Raw genomic sequence first — 17700 nt, 5'->3', positions numbered from 1 at the left:
GCCGGGCGTCGTCCACCGCTTCACCCGTCCCTCACTCAGGTGCTGGCGGCCGTGCCGTGCAAGGGTGCGGGAACTCTGCGCGGCGCTGGCTGTCGATCAATCAGTCCACCGCGCGCCACTGCCATCGGCCATCGGCGGCCGCACCCGCGCCCACGCAGGCCTGCAAGCGGGCCACGCGCCGCAGCCCGGCGCGCGTGCCGCGCCCGCCGCCCCACCAAGGAGAAACAACCATGCCGCCATCGACCTTCTCAACCTGGATCCGCGAGACGACCTTCGTGGGCGTTCCGCTGTGGAGCCTGATGGTGGCGCTGGCCGCCGCCGCCACGACCTATGTGGGCATCCTGCTGGTGCTGCATCTGCTCACGGGCCGTGCCAGGGTGTGGGCCACGCAGTCCGGCAGCGCGGCGGCGCACACCGTGGTGGAGGTGCTGGAGGGCACGAGCCGCCTGCTCATGGTGGTCGTGGCCCTGCTGGTGGGCGCGAGCCTGCTGGAGCTGCCGGGCCGCTGGGAAAGCCGGCTCAGCCAGCTGTGGTTTGTCGCCCTTGCGCTGCAGATGGGCCTGTGGGGCATGCGGGCCATCGGCATGGGCGTGCGGCGGTATGTGGAACGCCATTCGTCCACGGGCATGACCCAGGTCAGCGCCTCCGCCACGCTGTTGTCCTGGGGGCTGCGCACGCTGCTGTGGAGCGTGGTGCTGCTGGCCATCCTGTCCAACGTGGGCGTGAACATCACGGCCTTCATCGCCAGCCTGGGGGTGGGGGGCATCGCCGTGGCGCTGGCGGTGCAGAACATCCTGGGCGACCTGTTCGCCTCGCTCGCGATCGCGGTGGACAAGCCCTTCGAGGTGGGCGATTTCATCGTGGTCGGCAGCGTCTCGGGCACGGTGCAGGTGATCGGGCTGAAGACCACGCGCATCCGCAGCCTGCAGGGCGAGCAGATCGTGATGTCCAACACCGACCTGCTCAAGCAGACCATCAGCAACTACCGCATGCTGGAGAAGCGGCGCATCGTGTTCGGCTTCGGTGTGTCGTACAACACCACGCCCGAGCAGGCCGAGGCGATCCCGGGCGTGGTGCGCAAGCTCATCGACGCCCATCCGGAGCTGCGCTTCGACCGCGCGCACTTCAAGGCGTTTGGCGCGAGTTCGCTGGACTACGAGGTGGTCTACATCGTCCAGGACCCGGCGTTCAACCTCTACATGGACCTGCAGCAGTCCATCAATCTGGGCCTCATGCGCGAGTTCAAGGCCATGGGGGTGGAGTTTGCCTTTCCCACCAGCACGGTGCACATCGCCAGCGCGCCTGCGCAGTCCCAGGGCCCGGCGCCGCTGGCTGGTGCTGCGGCGGCCGCCGCCGCGTCCGTGGCCGCGCGTTGAGGCGGTGGCCTGCCGCGCACCGCGGGGCGGGCGGGGGGCAAAAAAAAGCCGGCAGCCTTTGCAGGCGGCCGGCTTGAACAGGGTAGTTGCTTCTAATGCTTCTTCATTCTCAAGGGTAACGCTTACTTGGAAACAACGCGCACCATTTCCAGGCACTTGTTCGAGTAGCCCCATTCGTTGTCGTACCAGCTCACGACCTTCACGAAGGTGCCGTCCAGCGCGATGCCGGCGTCGGCGTCGAAGATGGACGTGCGGGTGTCGCCACGGAAGTCGGTGGCCACCACCTTGTCCTCGGTGTAGCCCAGCACGCCCTTGAGCGCGCCTTCGGACTGGGCCTTCATCTCGGCCTTGATTTCCTCATAGGTGGCAGCCTTGTCCAGCTCCACCGTCAGGTCGACCACCGACACGTCGCTGGTGGGCACGCGGAAGGACATGCCGGTCAGCTTCTTGTTCAGCGAAGGAATCACCACGCCCACGGCCTTGGCAGCGCCGGTGCTCGAGGGGATGATGTTTTCCAGGATGCCGCGGCCGCCGCGCCAGTCTTTGTTCGAAGGGCCGTCCACGGTCTTTTGCGTGGCGGTGGCGGCGTGCACGGTGGTCATCAGGCCGCGCTTGATGCCCCACTTGTCGTTGAGCACCTTGGCCACGGGGGCCAGGCAGTTGGTGGTGCAAGAAGCGTTGGACACGATGGCCTGGCCGGCGTAGGTGTCGTGGTTCACGCCGAACACGAACATGGGCGTGTCGTCCTTGGACGGGGCCGACAGGATGACCTTCCTGGCTCCGGCATCGATGTGCTTTTGCGCGGTGACCTTGTCCAGGAACAGGCCGGTGGATTCGATCACCACGTCGGCGCCGACTTCGTTCCACTTGAGGTTGGCGGGGTCGCGCTCTTGCGTCAGGCGGATCTTCTTGCCATTGACGACCAGGGTGTTGCCGTCCACCGAGACTTCGCCCTTGAAGCGACCGTGCACCGAGTCGTACTGCAGCATGTACGCGAGGTACTCCGGCTCCAGCAGGTCGTTGATGCCCACGACTTCGATGTCGCTGAAGTTCTGGATGGCCGAGCGCAGCACGTTGCGGCCGATGCGGCCAAAGCCGTTGATACCAATCTTGATCGTCATAGGGTGTCTCTCCAAGGTTGCAAAGTCGAAATCAGGAATCTGCCGGGGCGCGCCCGCTGCAGCAGTGGGCACGCAGCGGGCGGGGAGGCGTCTCAGCGGGCCTTGGCCTTCTTGGCGGGCTTGAGCCGTGCGGCGCCGATGGCGACCAGCACCGCGTCGGCCACGTTCTCTTCGGTGAAGCCGAAGTGCTTGAACAGCACGGGCGCCGGGGCCGATTCGCCGTAGGTGTCGATGCCCACCACGGCGGCGCAGCCGTACTTCCACCAGCCGTCGGTCACGCCCATTTCCACGGCCACGCGGGGCACGCCGGCGGGCAGCACGCTGCCCTTGTACTTGGCGTCTTCGCGGTCGAACGTGGTCGTGCTGGGCATGGAGACCACGCGCACGGCGATCTTCTTGTCGGCCAGCAGGCGCTGGGCCTTCAGGGCCAGCTGCACTTCGGAGCCGGTGGCGATGATCACGGCCACGGCCTTCTTCTTGATGCCGACATCCGCGGGTTCGGAGAGCACGTAGGCGCCGCGCGAGATGTCGCCCAGGTCGCGCTTGGGCGCGTAGGGCAGGTTCTGGCGCGACAGCAGCAGCGCGGTGGGCTTGTCCTTGTTGGACAGGGCCACGCTCCAGGCCACGGCGGTTTCGGCCGTGTCACCGGGGCGCCACACATCCAGGTTGGGGATCAAACGCAGGCTGGCGGCGTGCTCGATGGACTGGTGGGTCGGGCCGTCTTCGCCCAGGCCGATGGAGTCGTGCGTGAACACGTGGATCACGCGCTGCTTCATCAGCGCGGCCATGCGGATGGCGTTGCGGCTGTAGTCGCTGAACGTGAGGAAGGTGCCGCCGTACGGGATGAAGCCGCCGTGCAGCGCGATGCCGTTCATGATCGCGGCCATGCCGAACTCGCGCACGCCGTAGTTGATGTGGCGCCCGCCGATCTTCTGGCCGTTTTCCAGCGTGGTCTGCACCACGTGGCCCTGCATGTCAAAACGCAGATTGGGGGTGCTCTTGGTGTTGGTGAGGTTGGAGCCCGTCAGGTCGGCGCTACCGCCCAGCAGTTCGGGCAGCGCGGCGGTGAAGGCTTCCAGCGCCAGCTGGCTGGCCTTGCGGCTGGCCACGGTCTCGCCCTTGGTGTGGGCCGCCACCACGGCGTCCACGGCCACTTGCGCGAAGTTGGCGGGCAGGTTGCCCTCCATGCGGCGCGTGAGTTCGGCGGCCAGCTCGGGGAAGGCGGCGCTGTAGGCGGCAAAGCGCTCGTTCCACGCGGCCTCTGCAGCCTGGCCGTTGGCCTTGGCATCCCAGCCGGCGTACACGTCGTCCGGGACCACGAAGGGCTCGCTGGTCCAGCCCAGGGCTTCGCGCGTGAGCTTGATTTCTTCCGCGCCCAGCGGCTCGCCGTGGGCCTTGGCGGTGTTGGCGCGGTTCGGGCTGCCCTTGCCGATGTGCGTCTTGCACACGATGAGGGTGGGGCGCTCGGTCTGCTTCTTGGCTTCCACGATGGCGGCGGCCACCTTGTCGGCGTCGTGGCCGTCGATGGGGCCGATCACGTTCCAGCCGCTGGCCACGAAGCGCAGGGGGGTGTTGTCGGCGAACCAGGGGGCGACCTGGCCGTCGATGCTGATGCCGTTGTCGTCATACAGCGCGATCAGCTTGTTGAGCTTCCAGGCGCCAGCCAGCGACACGGCCTCGTGGCTGATGCCTTCCATCAGGCAGCCGTCGCCCAGGAACACGTAGGTGTTGTGGTCCACCACCGCGTGGCCTTCGCGGTTGAACTCGGAAGCCAGCAGCTTTTCGGCCAGCGCGAAGCCCACGGCATTGGTGATGCCCTGGCCCAGCGGGCCGGTGGTGGTTTCCACGCCAGCGGTGTAGCCCACTTCGGGGTGTCCTGGCGTCTTGCTGTGCAGCTGGCGGAAGTTCTTGAGTTCGCCAATGGGCAGGTCGTAGCCGGTGAGGTGCAGCAGCGCGTACAGCAGCATCGAGCCGTGGCCGTTGGAGAGCACGAAGCGGTCGCGGTCGAACCACTGGGGATTCGTGGGGTTGTGCTTGAGGTGGCGGCTCCACAGCGCCACGGCCATGTCGGCCATGCCCATCGGGGCGCCGGGGTGGCCGGAGTTGGCTTGTTGAACGGCGTCCATGGCCAATGCGCGGATCGCATTTGCCATCTGTTGGGATTGCTGGGTGTTGGCCATGGGGGAGGGTTCAGGGTGGGAGGTTCAGGGGAAACCCGGCATTTTACCGGGGCGGCGCCCCCGCCCCTCCACCGGCGGCCTGGAGCCCGGAGCGCGGTCCCCCGCGCTGGCGGCTTTTGCCCCGGCGGAAGCCGCACGGCCCGCGCGCAGCCCGCGGCACATCTGCGCTCAGTGATCGGCCGTTCCGAGTCTCGGAGGCGGGCGCATTGCGCGGCCGTCGCACCGCGGTCTGCCGGACCTTCAATTTTGAATCAAACAGATCACCAGCGCTTGTCTATAAAGCGCTGACAGCTATCAAATCAGGAGCTTTCTTGGGCTCAGTCGGGCGCCAGCAGGCCCAGCCGCCGGGCCATGCGCACGGCCTGCACGCGGTTGCTGACCTCCAGGCTGCGGAAGATGGCACCCGTGTGCGCCTTCACGGTCGCCTCGCTCATGCCGAGCTGGCGCGCGATCACCTTGTTGGCATGCCCGTTCGCCAGGCCGTGCAACACCTCGACCTGCCGGGGGGTCAGGGCGGCGCAGGCGGACGCCCGGGCCGCCGTGCCCAGGAGCATGGGCGGCAGGTAGATGCCGCCGGCCAGCACCAGATGCAGGGCGTTGAGCATCACGGCGGCGCGTTCGCGCTTGGAGATGAACCCCATGGCGCCCGCGTCCAGCACGTCGCGGACCACGGCGGGGTCTTCGCGGGCGGAGAGCACCACCACCGGCACGCCGGGCGCCAGCGCCAGCAGGCGTTCCAGGCCGCCGCCACCCGGCGCGCTGGCGTCGCGGCCCGGCATGTCCAGGTCCACCAGGGCGAGGGCGGCATCGGGATGCTCCACCACCAGCAACGCCGCGCTGGCGTAGTCGTTCGCCTCCAGCACCTGGGCCTGAGGGTCCAGTGCCGACAGCAGGTGCTGCAGTCCTTCGCGGAACAGCGTGTGGTCGTCGGCAAGGATGATCTTCATGGTGGCGACACTATGGGGGGTGTCGGTGCCCGCGAAACGGCGGCCCACGATCGCGCGCAGGCGTGATCCGGTAATAGTTGGCACAAGCGGCTTCGGGTGGCCGGGCCGGGGTTGCGGGGCAGGGGCTGTCATGGGCCGCGCAGGCTACCCGAGCGCCCGGCGCATCGCCCTACCCCGGCGGGATAGTCCGTGGCGCCGCGCGCGCGACCACCGCCTGGGCGCTGGACCGCCGGGACCGGCCGGGGTGGCGCCAGCCCGGCCGCGATGCGGGCCCGAAAGCCCGGCGTCGCCCGCCCCCGTGATGCACTACAGTGCGGGCCATGCAAGGACTGCACCTCACCGCCGATCTCCATGGCTGCCGCTGCGCCCCCGTGTGGCTGCTCGATGCCGCCGCCCTGGGCCAGGCCTGCGGCGACGCCGTGCGCGCCGCCGGGCTGCAGCCCGTGGGCCAGCTGTTCCACGGATTTCCCGCCACCGCCCACGGACCTGGCGGGGTGACCGCCACCGTGCTGCTGGCCGAGTCGCACCTGTGCGTGCACACCTGGCCCGAACAGCAGGCCGTCACGCTCGACGTCTATGTGTGCAACTTCGGTGCGGACCATTCGGGCAAGGCACGCGCGCTCCTGGAGGCGCTCGTGGCCCTGTTCGCGCCCACGGCCGTGCAGCGCCACGCGCTGCAGCGGGGCGCCCTGCAGGAGGCCGTGGCGTGAGCGCGGGTGCCGCGGCGCTGGCCGCCGCCACCGGGGGGCAGGTCCCCGCCATGCTGCTGGCCGCAGGCCGTGGCGAGCGCATGCGCCCGCTGACCGACACCATCCCCAAACCCCTGCTGCAGGTGCAGGGCCAGCCGCTGCTGCAGTGGCACCTGGCGGCGCTGCAGGAAGCGGGTGTGGAGCAGGTGGTGATCAACACCGCATGGCTGGGTGGGCAGATCAGCCACCACTTTTCCGATGTTTTTGGCCTCCAGCGCCGGGTGGACAAGCGCAAGCAGCTATCCATTTCATACTCGCACGAAGGCGTGGACTTTGGAGGCGCACTGGAAACCGCCGGCGGCATCGCCCGCGCCTTGCCCCGGTTGGGCCCCGTGTTCTGGCTGGCGGCGGGCGATGTGTTTGCGCCCGACTTCGTGTTCGGCAGCGCCGCCGTGTCGGCCTTCGAGGCCAGCGGCCACCTGGCCCACCTGTGGCTGGTGCCCAATCCGGCGCACAACCTGCGCGGCGACTTCGGGCTGTCGGCGGACGGGCTGGCACTGAACCTGCCCGCCGACGACCCCGCGCCGCGCTACACCTACAGCACCATCGCCCTGCTGCGCGCCGGGCTGTTCGCGGCGCCCTGGTGCGACATTCCGGCCGGCAACCCGGACGGCATCAAAGCCCCGCTGGCGCCGCTGCTTCGCCGCGCGATGGACAATGGCCGGGTCAGCGCACAGCTCTACACCGGACGCTGGACCGATGTGGGGACCCCCGAGCGCCTGGCTGAACTCAATTCTCTCTCTGCTGCCCGTCCATGAACACCACCGTGCCTGCCTCCATCTACGCCCAACGCCGCGCGCGGCTTGCTGCCCAGCTGGGCGCGGGGGGCATCGCCATCATTCCCACGGCGCCGGAGCGCCCGCGCAACCGGGACACCGACTTCCTGTTCCGCCACGACAGCTACTTCTACTACCTGACCGGCTTCATCGAGCCGGGGGCATGCCTTGTGGTCGCGCAGGACGGGTGCAGCACCCTGTTCTGCCAGCCCAAGGACCTGGAGCGCGAGATCTGGGACGGCTACCGGCTGGGCCCCGCTGCGGCGCCCGGGGCGCTGGGCGTGCAAGCCGCCCATTCCATCGCCGAGCTGGACGCCAAGCTGCCCCGCCTGCTGGAGAACCGCCACCGCGTGTGGTACCCGTTTGCCATCCACAGCGGCCTGGCAGCGCGGGTGGAAGGGTGGCTGAACGCGGTGCGCGCGCGCGTGCGCTACGGCGCGCTGTGCCCGGCGGAGCAGAACGATGTGTGCACGCTGCTCGACGAGATGCGGCTCATCAAGGACGCGCACGAGCAGGACATCATGCGCCGCGCCAGCGACATCAGCGCCAGGGCGCACATCCGCGCCATGCAGCGCTCGGCCCGCATGCTGCGCGCCGGCCAGGACGTGCGCGAGTACCACCTGGATGCCGAGCTGCTGCACGCGTTTCGCGACGAGGGCTCGCAGTACCCGGCCTACAGCTCCATCGTGGCGGCCGGGGCCAACGCCTGCGTGCTGCACTACCGCGCGGACGCCGCCCCGGTGCGCGACGGCGAGCTGGTGCTCATCGACGCCGGCTGCGAGCTTGACGGCTACGCCAGCGACATCACCCGCACCTTCCCGGCCAACGGCCGCTTCACCGGGCCGCAGCGCGCGCTGTACGACCTGGTGCTGGCCAGCCAGGACGCGGCGGTGGCGGCCACCAAGGCCGGCGCGCGCTTCAACGACCCGCACGACGCCACCGTGGCCGTGCTGGCGCAGGGCATGCTGGACCTGGGCCTGCTCGACAGGAACAAGGTGGGCACCGCGCAGGACGTGATCGACACGCGCGCCTACTTCCAGTTCTACATGCACCGCACGGGCCACTGGCTGGGCATGGACGTGCATGACTGCGGCAGCTACGTGGAACCCGATGAGGTCGGGGCGGTGAGCGAGCGCAAGGACCCGCTGTCGGGCGAGACCATCACCAACCGCCCCAGCCGCGTGCTGCGCCCGGGCATGGTGCTCACCATCGAGCCCGGCATCTACGTGCGGCCGGCCGACGGGGTGCCCGAGCAGTTCCACCACATCGGCATCCGCATCGAGGACGACGCCATCGTCACCGAGACGGGCTGCGAGCTGATCACGCGCGGCGTGCCGGTGAAGGCCGACGAGATCGAAGCGCTGATGCGCGGCTGAGGCCGAGGGATGGCCAGGGTCCATGATGGCTTCTGATACCGCCGTGCCCGCGCACCTTGCCACGCGCTCCCCCCGCGCGCAGAAGTGGCGCCTGGGTGCCGCGCTGTGGCTGCTGGGCCTGCCGGGCGTCGTGGCCGTGGTGTGGGCGCTGGTCCCGCCCCTGGCCGCCCACCAGGCCTTGCTGCCGCTGCCGCTGTGGGCCATGGTGCTGCTCAGCGGCCTGCAGACCGCGGTCCTGCTGGCCCTGTGCGTGGCACTGGGTGTGGCGCTGGCGCCCCGCGTGGGGCTGGCGGCGCCTGCCGTGTCGGCCTGGCTGCAGGGCCAGCCGGTGGCCGGGCCCTTCCGGCGCCAGTGGGCGCCGGGGCTTGTGGGCGGGCTCGCGGGCGCACTGTGGCTGTGGGGCCTCTCGCTGGTGGCGCCGCAGGCGCTCAGGCCCTCCGACCCGGCCGGTGCCGCATCCCTGGGGGTCAAGCTGCTCTATGGCGGGATTTCCGAGGAACTGCTGGTGCGCTGGGGCGTGATGAGCCTGCTGCTGTGGTTGGGCTGGCGCTTCGTGCAGCGCGGCCAGGGCACGCCGGGCCGTGGCATCGTGGCGACCGCCGTGGTGGCCAGCGCCCTGCTATTTGCGCTGGGGCATCTGCCTGCCGCGCAGGCCATGGCCGGGGTGCTCACCCCCTCCGTGGTGGCGTTCGTGCTGGTGGGCAACACCGCCTTCGGGCTGGTGGCGGGATGGCTCTATGCCCGGCATGGGCTGGAGGCCGCCATCCTGGCCCATGTGCTGGCGCACGCCCTGTCGCATCCCTTCGTCTGACCGCTGCGTGCGGCCGTGCGGGGGCGCGCGTCAGCGAAGCTCGGCGCACACTTCCCGGACCAGCCCGCGCAGCCACTGGTGCGCGGGATCGGCTTGCAGCCGGGGGTGCCACAGCAGCGACACCGTGATCTGCGGCACCGGGACGGGCAGTGCAAAGCTGGACATGCCGGCGCGCAGGTTGCCGGTGTGGTGTTCGGGAACCGTGGCAACCAGGTCGGAGCCGCGCGCCAGCGCCAGCGCGGTGGAAAAGCCGCCCACCACGGTGGCGATCTGCCGCGCCAGGCCCAGGGGCGCGAGGGCATCGTCCACGGGCCCCCGGTCCCGCCCCTTCCGCGACACGAGCACATGCCTGCCGGCCGCATAGCGGGCCGGCGTGATCTCGCCCGCGCACAGCGGGTGCCCCGCGCGCACGACCCCCACGAAGCGGTCGCGGAACAGGGCCTGCGCCCGCACCTCGGGGCCCATGGCGTCGCCCACCACGCCGGTCTCCAGGTCGACGGTTCCATCGCGCAGCGGGGCGCTGTGCCTGTCGGTCTTCTGCACGAAGCGCAGCCGCACCCCGGGGGCGGCCTCGCCCACGCGGGCGAGGAGGCCGGGACCAAAGTTCTCCGCAAAGCCGTCGCTGCAGCGCAGCGTGAAAGACCGGGCCCATTGGGCGGGGTCGGACGCCGATGCGGGGCGCAGGACGGCCTCGGTGTCCTGCACGAGCTGGCTGACCTTGTCGCGCAGCTCCAGTGCGCGTGGCGTCGGCACCAGTCCGCGCCCGGCCCTGACGAGCAGCGGGTCGCCGGTGGTGTCGCGCAGCCGGGCGAGCGCCCGGCTCATCGCGGAAGGACTCAGGTGCAGGCGCTCGGCGGCCCGCGCCACGTTGCCCTCCGCAAGCAGCACATCCAGGGTGACCAGCAGGTTGAGATCAGGCCGCGGCATGGCGGGACCATAGCACGCCGGTCCGTGGCATGGCGTCTGGTGCATGTATGGAATGCAAATGCTGCGTCTTCCGCCGGGCCACGTGCCTGGCTACGCTGGAGTGGCTGGTTTTCCAGGGGCGCCGACCGGGCACCCGCGAACCATCGCCTCCCGAGGAGACCCTCCGCCATGACACCCCCCACCCGCACCGCCATTCCCCCGCAAGCGACTTTTTCCCTGCTGCCCCAGCCTGCCGCGGGCGGGCCGCAGGCCACCGGCCCCTCGGACAGCCGGTGGGCGCTGGCGAGCCTTGCGCTGTCCATGCTGCTGTCCTCGCTGGGCACCAGCATCGTCAATGTCGGCTTGCCCACGCTGGCGCAGGCGCTGGGCGTGCCCTTTCAGGAAGTGCAATGGGTGGTGCTGGCCTACCTGCTGGCCATCACCACGGCCGTGGTCGGCGTGGGCCGGCTGGGCGACGTGGTGGGCCGCCGGCGGTTGCTGCTGGCGGGGCTGGCCCTGTTCACGGGGGCCTCGGCCCTGTGCGCCGCGGCCCCCACGCTGGGGCTCCTGGTCGCCGCCCGGGCGCTGCAGGGGCTGGGCGCGGCCGCGATGATGGCGCTCACGATGGCCTTCGTGGGCGAGACCGTCTCCAAGGACCGGGCGGGCAGCGCCATGGGCCTGCTGGGCACCATGTCCGCCGTGGGCACGGCCCTGGGGCCGACGCTGGGCGGTGTGCTGATCGCCCAGGCCGGCTGGCCGATGATCTTTCTCATCAACCTGCCGCTGGGCGCCCTGGGCCTGCTGCTGGTGCGCCGCCACCTGCCGGCGGACCGCCTGGCCGCAGGGGAGAGGCCCGGGTTCGACCCCCTGGGCACGGTGCTGCTGGCCCTCGCGCTGGGGGCCTACGCGCTGGCCATGACGATGGGGCGTGGCGGCTGGGGCCTGCTGAACGGGGCGCTGCTGTGCCTTGCGGCGCTGGGGGCATGCCTGTTCGTGTGGGCCCAGGCGCGCGTGGCCGCGCCCCTGGTCCGGTTGTCGGTGTTGCGCCTCCCCGGCTTGGGCGCGGGCCTGGCCACCACCACCCTCGTGGCCACGGTGGTGATGGCGACGCTGGTGGTGGGGCCGTTCTATCTGTCGGGGGCGCTGGGGCTCGGTGCCGCGCAGGTCGGGCTCGCCATGTCGTGTGGCCCGCTGGTGTCCGCGCTGGTGGGCCTTCCCGCGGGCAGGGCCGTGGACAGGCTGGGCGCGCATTCCATGGGGCTGGCCGGGCTCGCCGCCATGCTCGCCGGGTGCGCCGGCCTGGCGCTGGCGCCGCTCGCGTGGGGCGTGCCGGGCTATGTCGTCCCGCTGGCGGTCTTGACGGCGGGCTATGCCCTGTTCCAGGCGGCCAACAACACCGCGGTCATGGCCCACGCAGAACCCGGCGCGCGGGGTGTCGTGGCGGGGTTGCTCAACCTGTCGCGCAACCTGGGGCTCATCACGGGAGCGTCCGCCATGGGGGCCGTGTTCGCGATGGGCGCGGCGCTGGCGCATGCCGTGGGGGCTTCAGGGATGCCCATGGTGGCGGGCATGCGGGCCACGCTCACGGCCGCCGCGCTGCTGATGGTGGGGGCCATGGCCCTCATGCTGGGCAGCCGTGCGCGCAGGCGCCAAGGATGCCCTCCGGGCATCGGCTGAGGGCGGCTGGTAATCGGCATGTAACCGCTTCGTGTGAGAATTGAAATTCGATTACATACCCACAGAAAGAGACAAGCCCATGCCTACCCGCCGCGCCACCAAGATTGTTGCCACCCTGGGCCCCGCATCGAGCGACCCGGCACTGCTGGAGGCCATGATCCGCGCGGGGGTGAACGTGGTGCGGCTGAACTTCAGCCACGGCAAGGCGCAGGACCACATCGACCGCGCCGCCACGGTGCGCGCCGCGGCCCAGCGCGCGGGCCGCGAAGTGGCCATCATGGCCGACCTGCAGGGCCCCAAGATCCGCGTGGGCAAGTTCGCGGAGGGCAGGGTGCAACTGGAATCGGGCGCCAAGTTCGTGCTCGACGCCTCGCGCACGGAGCTGGGCGACATCGACGGCGTGGGGCTGGACTACAAGGAACTGCCGCGCGACGTGAAGGCGGGCGATCTGCTGCTGCTCAACGACGGGCTGATCGTGCTCACCGTGGATGCGGTGCGCGGCGAAGAGGTGCACACCACCGTCAAGGTGGGCGGCGAGCTGTCCAACAACAAGGGCATCAACAAGAAGGGCGGGGGCCTCACGGCACCGGCCCTCACCGCCAAGGACATGGAAGACATCCGCACGGCCATGAGCTTCCAGGCCGACTATGTGGCGGTGAGCTTTCCGAAGAACGCGACCGACATGGAAATGGCGCGCCAGCTGTGCAACGTGGCCGCGTCCGAGTACCGCCACAAGCCGGGCCTGATCGCCAAGATCGAACGCGCCGAGGCCATCCCGCACCTGGAAGCCATCCTGCGCGTGAGCGACGGCATCATGGTGGCGCGCGGCGACCTGGCCGTGGAAGTGGGCAACGCGGCCGTGCCCGCCTTGCAAAAGAAGATGATCCGCATGGCGCGCGAACAGGACAAGGTCGTGATCACCGCCACGCAGATGATGGAAAGCATGATCACCAACCCCGTGCCCACGCGCGCCGAGGTGAGCGACGTGGCCAACGCCGTGCTGGACGGCACCGACGCCGTGATGCTGAGCGCCGAGACAGCCGCCGGCCGCTACCCGCTCGAGACGGTGGAAGAAATGGCCACCATCTGCGCGGCGGCCGAGGCGGCCGAAGACCACCAGCTCGACGCCGACTTCACCGGCCAGACCTTCGGCCGGATCGACCAGTCCATCGCTATGGGCGCGCTGTTCACGGCCCACCACCTGGGCGCCAAGGCCATCGTGGCCATGACCGACAGCGGCGCGACGGCACTGTGGATGAGCCGGCACAGCATCGACATTCCGATCTATGCGCTCACGCCCAAGGTCGCCACGCAGCGCAAGATGGCCATGTACCGCAACGTGCGCCCCTTGCTCATGGACACCAGCGCAGACCGCGACACGGCGCTGGAGCAGGCCGAGCGCCACCTCAAGAGCCGCAACATCGTGCAAAAGGGCGATGTCTACGCCATCACCTGCGGCGAGCCCATGGGCGCCCCCGGCGGCACCAACATGCTGAAGATCTGCGTGGCGAGTTGAGCGCGGCCGCCGGAGCGGCGACGCCGTCTCACCCCGCACCCGGCTTCACTGGGACGGGGCGCCGTGCCCTGGCAGGTCCTGCTCCCCGGTATCGGCGGGGCGGGGCCGCGCCAGTTTCTGAAACCCCAGGTCGCACAGCCAGCCCGACACCCAGCACAGCCAGCCCGTCCAGAGCGTGTGGCTCATGAAGTGCGCGCCGCGCACCTGCTGGGCGCCGCCCAGGACCAGGCCCGCCGCCACGGCCGCGGCCAGCCACCAGCGCGCCGCCGCGGGTTCCTTGCGGCGCAGCGCAAAGTAGCCGCCGATGAAGGCGAACCCGGCCGAGGCATGGCCCGCCGGAAAGCAGCGCCCGCCGCCGCCGTCGGCCACGCCCAGCGCCCAGTGGGACGCATAGCGCGCCACGCCGCCGAACTCCGCGAGGTCCCAGGGGCAGCTCGTGTCGCTCAGGTTCTTGGCGATGCTCACCACCGCGAGCGCCAGCAGCGCGCTCAGGGCCATCTGCAGGCGCTCGCCGGTATCGATGCGCCGCAGCACCCCGCGCGGCGGCCACCACACGCCCACCACGAGCAGCAGCACCAGCAGCCACGCCAGGCGGCGTGCGCCTTCATGGAGCACGTGCACGAAGAACCACTGCTCCCGCAGGGGGAATCCCGTGGCCGAGCCAAATGCACGGGCGAGCGGAATGTCTTGCCCCCCCGCGTCCCAGGCCACCACGGCGGCCAGCAGGCCGAGTGTCCACAGGAGCAGGAATCGATGGCGGGCCGGGAAGGGATGGGGATGGGAAGGCGAAGATGGCATGCCCGGACCATAGAAGGCCGCACTTAACACCGCCTTAATGGCGGGCAGCGGCTGGTCCGGGGGCGCCGGGCCCGGCGACAATCGCCGCATGCGAATACTCGTTGTCGAAGACGATGCCGGCATCGCCAGCGGGCTGCGTGCCAACCTGCACCAGCGCGGCTACGCGGTGGACGTGTGCGATGGCGTGGCCAGTGCGTGGAGCGCGCTGCGCGCCGAGCGCTTTGATGCCGTGCTGCTGGACCTGGGGCTGGCCGACGGAGACGGCGGCGAATTGCTCCGGCGGCTGCGGCTGAGCCCGGCCCCGGGCGCTGCCGCCGCGGCTCCGGGGCTGCCCGATCCGTCCACCCCCGTGCTCATCGTCACCGCCCGTGACCAGGTGCACCAGCGCATCGCGGGGCTGGACCAGGGCGCCGACGACTACCTGGCCAAGCCCTTCGATATCGATGAGCTGGACGCGCGCCTGCGGGCCCTGCTGCGCCGGGCCGCCGGCCGGGCGTCCCCCACCATCCGCTACGCAGACATCGAAATGGACCCCGCTGCGCGGACTGTCCACCAGGGCGGCAAGGCGGTGGAGATGTCGCCGCGGGAGTTTTCGGTGCTGCTGGTGCTGCTGGAAGCGCGGGGGCGCGTGCTCTCGCGCCAGCAGATCGAAGAGCGCCTGTACAGCTGGGACGCGGCCATCGAGAGCAACGCGGTGGAGGTCCACATCCACCACCTGCGCCGCAAGCTGGGCAGCGCGTGCATCCAGACCATGCGCGGCGTGGGCTATTTCATGCCCCAGGAGCCCGCGGAATGAGTGATTCTCCTGCGGCCTCTGCGGCCTCTGCGGCCTCTGCGGCCTCTGCGGCCCGTGTTCGCCGGCCGTCCCTGACGCGCCAGCTGCTGCTGTGGTGCCTTGGAGCGCTGGCGCTGGTGTGGGGCAGCTTCGTGTTCATCGGCTACCAGACGGGGGTGCACGAGGCGGACGAACTGACCGACGGGCACCTGGCCAGCGTGGCCGCCCTGCTGCTGAACCTGCGTGCGACCGAGGCCGCCGAGGGGCCGCAGGTCACCCAGCGCGCCCCCACGCCCTGGCTCAAGTCGCACGACTACCAGCAGTCCCTCAGCGTCGTGCAGTGGGACGCGCAGGGCCGCATGCTCCATCACAGCGGCACCGCGCCGGCGCCGGCCTTTGGCGAGGTCGAGGGATTCGCCAACATGGCGCTCGGGCCGGACGGGACGGTGTGGCGCAGCTTCTCGCAATGGGACGCCGCGCGGATGCGCAAGATCATGGTGCTGCTGGAGCTGCGCGAGCGCGATGAACTCGCGCAGGACATCGCCGAGCAGATGATCGAGCCCGGCCTCTGGCTGCTTCCCGTGGTGTCGCTCGCGCTGGGCCTGGCCCTGTGGCGGGGTTTGCGGCCGCTGTATGCCCTGTCGGCCGACGTGGCCGCCCTCGACCCCGCCAGCGCGCCGCGCCTGGCCTCGCGCCATGCGTGGAGCGAATTCGAGTCGGTGGTCGCCTCCATCAACACCTTGCTGGACCGCCAGCAGGCGGCGCTGGTGCGCGAGCGGCGGCTGGCCAACGAAGTCGCCCACGAGCTGCGCACGCCGCTGTCCTCCATCGCGCTGCAGGCCAGCGCCCTGGCCGGAGACCTGGAGGCCGGTGCCAGGGCGCAGGCCATCGCGCGCATCGGCCAGGATGCCCTGCGGGCCGGCCATGTGCTCAACCAGCTGCTGGCCCTGGCCCGCGCGAGCCGGGCTGAGCTGCACGAGGCCAAGGCGCCGGTGGACCTGTGCGCCGTGGCCCGCCAGGTCTGCGCCGACTACGCGCAGGCGGCGTGGCAGCGGGGCGACGACATGGCGCTGTCGGCCCCGCCGGAGCTCTGGGTGTCCGGGCATGTGCTGCTGCTGGACATCGCCGCGCGCAATCTGGTGGAAAACGCGCTCAAGCACACGCCGCAAGGCACGCACATCGCGGTGCAGGTGGGGGCGTCTGACGGGGCGGGTGCATGGCTGCAGGTGTGCGACGACGGCGCCCGGCGCCCTGGCGATGCTCCCGCCTCCGGGGGAGCGAGGGGCACCTCCGACAGCCTGCACCTGGGCCACGAGATCCTGCGGCGGGTGGCGGACATCCACGGCGGCCAGTTCGGCGCGGCACCGGCCCCCGCGCCCTTTACCACCTGTTTCCGGTTGGATTTGCCCCTGCCGCCGTCCGCGCCCCCCGGTTAAAATCACGGGTTACCAAGCGGTTACCACCGCACTGCCAGGCTGACAGCGCCTTCCTCCAACCTTCAACGGACCCTACGACCATGCCCCTCGTTTCGATGCGCGAACTGCTCGACCATGCCGCCGCCCACAGCTACGGCATCCCTGCCTTCAACGTCAACAACCTGGAACAGGTCCAGGCCGTGATGGCCGCCGCCGACGAAGTGGGCGCGCCGGTCATCCTGCAGGCCAGCGCTGGCGCGCGCAAGTACGCGGGCGAGCCTTTCATCAAGCACCTGATCCAGGCCGCCGTCGAGGCCTTCCCGCACATCCCCCTGGTGATGCACCAGGACCACGGCACCTCGCCCAAGGTGTGCGCCGGCGCCATCGACCTGGGCTTTGGCTCGGTCATGATGGACGGATCCCTGATGGAAGACGGCAAGACGCCGGCATCGTTCGAGTACAACGTCGACGTGACGCGCAAGGTCGTGGAGATGGCCCACAAGGTGGGTGTCACGGTCGAAGGCGAGCTGGGCTGCCTGGGCAACCTGGAAACCGGCGAGGCTGGCGAGGAAGACGGCATCGGCGCCGAAGGCAAGCTGGACCACAGCCAGATGCTGACCGACCCCGAGGAAGCCGCCGTGTTCGTCAAGGCCACCCAGCTCGACGCGCTGGCCATCGCCATCGGCACCAGCCATGGCGCGTACAAGTTCAGCCGCAAGCCCACCGGCGACATTCTGGCCATCAGCCGGGTCAAGGAAATCCACAAGCGCATTCCCAACACCCACTTGGTGATGCATGGCTCCTCGTCGGTGCCCGCCGAACTGCTGGCCATCATCAACCAGTACGGCGGCAAGATGAAGGAAACCTACGGGGTGCCGGTCGAGGAGATCCAGGAAGCCATCAAGTTCGGCGTGCGCAAGATCAACATCGACACCGACATCCGCCTGGCCATGACCGGCGCGGTGCGCAAGTTCCTGGCCGAGAACCCCGACAAGTTCGATGCCCGCGAATGGCTTAAGCCCGCCCGCGAGGCCGCCAAGCAGGTGTGCAAGCAGCGTTACCTGGAGTTCGGCTGCGAAGGCCAGGGCAGCAAGATCCAGGGCCTGAGCCTGCAGGCCGTAGCGGCCCAGTACGCTGCGGGTACGCTGGCGCAAGTGGTGCACTGATCGTTGGCACGAGGCCCTGCGGGGCCGCTGCCCAGCCTGGTTGCGTTGTGCTGCCAGGCTTTTTTTTGCCTGTCTGCATGCAGAGACTGGGGAGTTCCCTCTACAGCAGAC

16 protein-coding genes are annotated in these 17700 nt (G+C 70.2%); 10 read left to right on the top strand and 6 right to left on the bottom strand.

The window, feature by feature from the left end; all coding sequences use genetic code 11:
* Window positions 1-100 precede the first annotated feature (100 nt).
* On the bottom strand, window positions 101-232 hold the full coding sequence (locus tag AC3RCE_RS24195; protein ID WP_369643649.1) for a hypothetical protein: 132 nt from the start codon (window positions 230-232) through the stop codon (window positions 101-103).
* Between AC3RCE_RS24195 and AC3RCE_RS24190 the strand changes: the two genes are divergently transcribed.
* Window positions 231-1376: a mechanosensitive ion channel family protein gene (locus tag AC3RCE_RS24190; RefSeq protein ID WP_218297893.1), complete on the top strand. Its 1146-nt coding sequence runs from the start codon at window positions 231-233 to the stop codon at window positions 1374-1376. The genes AC3RCE_RS24195 and AC3RCE_RS24190 overlap by 2 nt on opposite strands.
* Before the next feature lie 122 nt (window positions 1377-1498).
* On the opposite strand, the gene gap is transcribed toward AC3RCE_RS24190, so the two are convergent.
* The 3 genes from gap to AC3RCE_RS24175 all read right to left on the bottom strand — a co-directional run bounded on the left by gap (window position 1499) and on the right by AC3RCE_RS24175 (window position 5624).
* Complete coding sequence (gap, locus tag AC3RCE_RS24185) at window positions 1499-2497, bottom strand: type I glyceraldehyde-3-phosphate dehydrogenase (RefSeq protein ID WP_492254129.1); 999 nt, start codon at window positions 2495-2497, stop codon at window positions 1499-1501.
* A 92-nt stretch (window positions 2498-2589) separates the two neighbouring features.
* Complete coding sequence (gene tkt / locus AC3RCE_RS24180) at window positions 2590-4677, bottom strand: transketolase (protein ID WP_369643647.1); 2088 nt, start codon at window positions 4675-4677, stop codon at window positions 2590-2592.
* A 317-nt stretch (window positions 4678-4994) separates the two neighbouring features.
* A complete protein-coding gene (locus tag AC3RCE_RS24175; protein ID WP_369643646.1) occupies window positions 4995-5624 on the bottom strand; it encodes a response regulator transcription factor in 630 nt (209 codons plus the stop codon).
* A 320-nt stretch (window positions 5625-5944) separates the two neighbouring features.
* Between AC3RCE_RS24175 and AC3RCE_RS24170 the strand changes: the two genes are divergently transcribed.
* The 4 genes from AC3RCE_RS24170 to AC3RCE_RS24155 are packed head-to-tail and all read left to right on the top strand — an operon-like array spanning window position 5945 to window position 9336.
* Complete coding sequence (locus tag AC3RCE_RS24170) at window positions 5945-6334, top strand: S-adenosylmethionine decarboxylase family protein (protein WP_218297889.1); 390 nt, start codon at window positions 5945-5947, stop codon at window positions 6332-6334.
* 50 nt (window positions 6335-6384) lie between these two features.
* On the top strand, window positions 6385-7131 hold the full coding sequence (locus AC3RCE_RS24165; RefSeq protein ID WP_218341806.1) for a nucleotidyltransferase family protein: 747 nt from the start codon (window positions 6385-6387) through the stop codon (window positions 7129-7131).
* Complete coding sequence (locus AC3RCE_RS24160) at window positions 7128-8525, top strand: aminopeptidase P N-terminal domain-containing protein (RefSeq protein WP_218297888.1); 1398 nt, start codon at window positions 7128-7130, stop codon at window positions 8523-8525. Before AC3RCE_RS24165 ends, AC3RCE_RS24160 begins: the two co-directional genes overlap by 4 nt.
* A gap of 22 nt (window positions 8526-8547) precedes the next feature.
* Complete coding sequence (locus tag AC3RCE_RS24155) at window positions 8548-9336, top strand: CPBP family intramembrane glutamic endopeptidase (protein ID WP_492254128.1); 789 nt, start codon at window positions 8548-8550, stop codon at window positions 9334-9336.
* A gap of 30 nt (window positions 9337-9366) precedes the next feature.
* On the opposite strand, the gene AC3RCE_RS24150 is transcribed toward AC3RCE_RS24155, so the two are convergent.
* The gene (locus AC3RCE_RS24150) at window positions 9367-10263 is read right to left on the bottom strand and encodes a LysR family transcriptional regulator (RefSeq protein ID WP_218297887.1); all 897 of its coding nucleotides are present in this window, start codon (window positions 10261-10263) and stop codon (window positions 9367-9369) included.
* 168 nt (window positions 10264-10431) lie between these two features.
* Between AC3RCE_RS24150 and AC3RCE_RS24145 the strand changes: the two genes are divergently transcribed.
* Window positions 10432-11919: an MFS transporter gene (locus AC3RCE_RS24145; protein ID WP_492254127.1), complete on the top strand. Its 1488-nt coding sequence runs from the start codon at window positions 10432-10434 to the stop codon at window positions 11917-11919.
* A 79-nt stretch (window positions 11920-11998) separates the two neighbouring features.
* Window positions 11999-13435 carry a pyruvate kinase gene (gene pyk / locus AC3RCE_RS24140; RefSeq protein ID WP_492254126.1) on the top strand — a complete coding sequence of 479 codons (1437 nt, stop codon included), beginning with the start codon at window positions 11999-12001 and terminating at the stop codon, window positions 13433-13435.
* Between the two features lie 45 nt (window positions 13436-13480).
* On the opposite strand, the gene AC3RCE_RS24135 is transcribed toward pyk, so the two are convergent.
* Window positions 13481-14233, bottom strand: a complete 753-nt coding sequence (locus AC3RCE_RS24135) for a phosphatase PAP2 family protein (protein ID WP_218341776.1) — start codon at window positions 14231-14233, stop codon at window positions 13481-13483.
* 88 nt (window positions 14234-14321) lie between these two features.
* Here AC3RCE_RS24135 and AC3RCE_RS24130 point away from each other — a divergent pair, with 88 nt between their 5' ends.
* The 3 genes from AC3RCE_RS24130 to fba all read left to right on the top strand — a co-directional run bounded on the left by AC3RCE_RS24130 (window position 14322) and on the right by fba (window position 17589).
* Window positions 14322-15029, top strand: a complete 708-nt coding sequence (locus tag AC3RCE_RS24130; protein WP_218297884.1) for a response regulator transcription factor — start codon at window positions 14322-14324, stop codon at window positions 15027-15029.
* Window positions 15026-16444: a histidine kinase dimerization/phospho-acceptor domain-containing protein gene (locus AC3RCE_RS24125; RefSeq protein ID WP_492254125.1), complete on the top strand. Its 1419-nt coding sequence runs from the start codon at window positions 15026-15028 to the stop codon at window positions 16442-16444. The genes AC3RCE_RS24130 and AC3RCE_RS24125 overlap by 4 nt, the downstream gene beginning before the upstream one ends.
* Window positions 16445-16524: 80 nt before the next feature.
* Window positions 16525-17589: a class II fructose-bisphosphate aldolase gene (gene fba / locus AC3RCE_RS24120; protein ID WP_492254124.1), complete on the top strand. Its 1065-nt coding sequence runs from the start codon at window positions 16525-16527 to the stop codon at window positions 17587-17589.
* Window positions 17590-17700: the final 111 nt, after the last annotated feature.

The organism is Acidovorax sp. GW823-FHT05D11, assembly GCF_058795695.1.
Note: the sequence above shows the minus strand (reverse complement) of the source record. Positions and strands in the feature narration are given on the sequence as shown.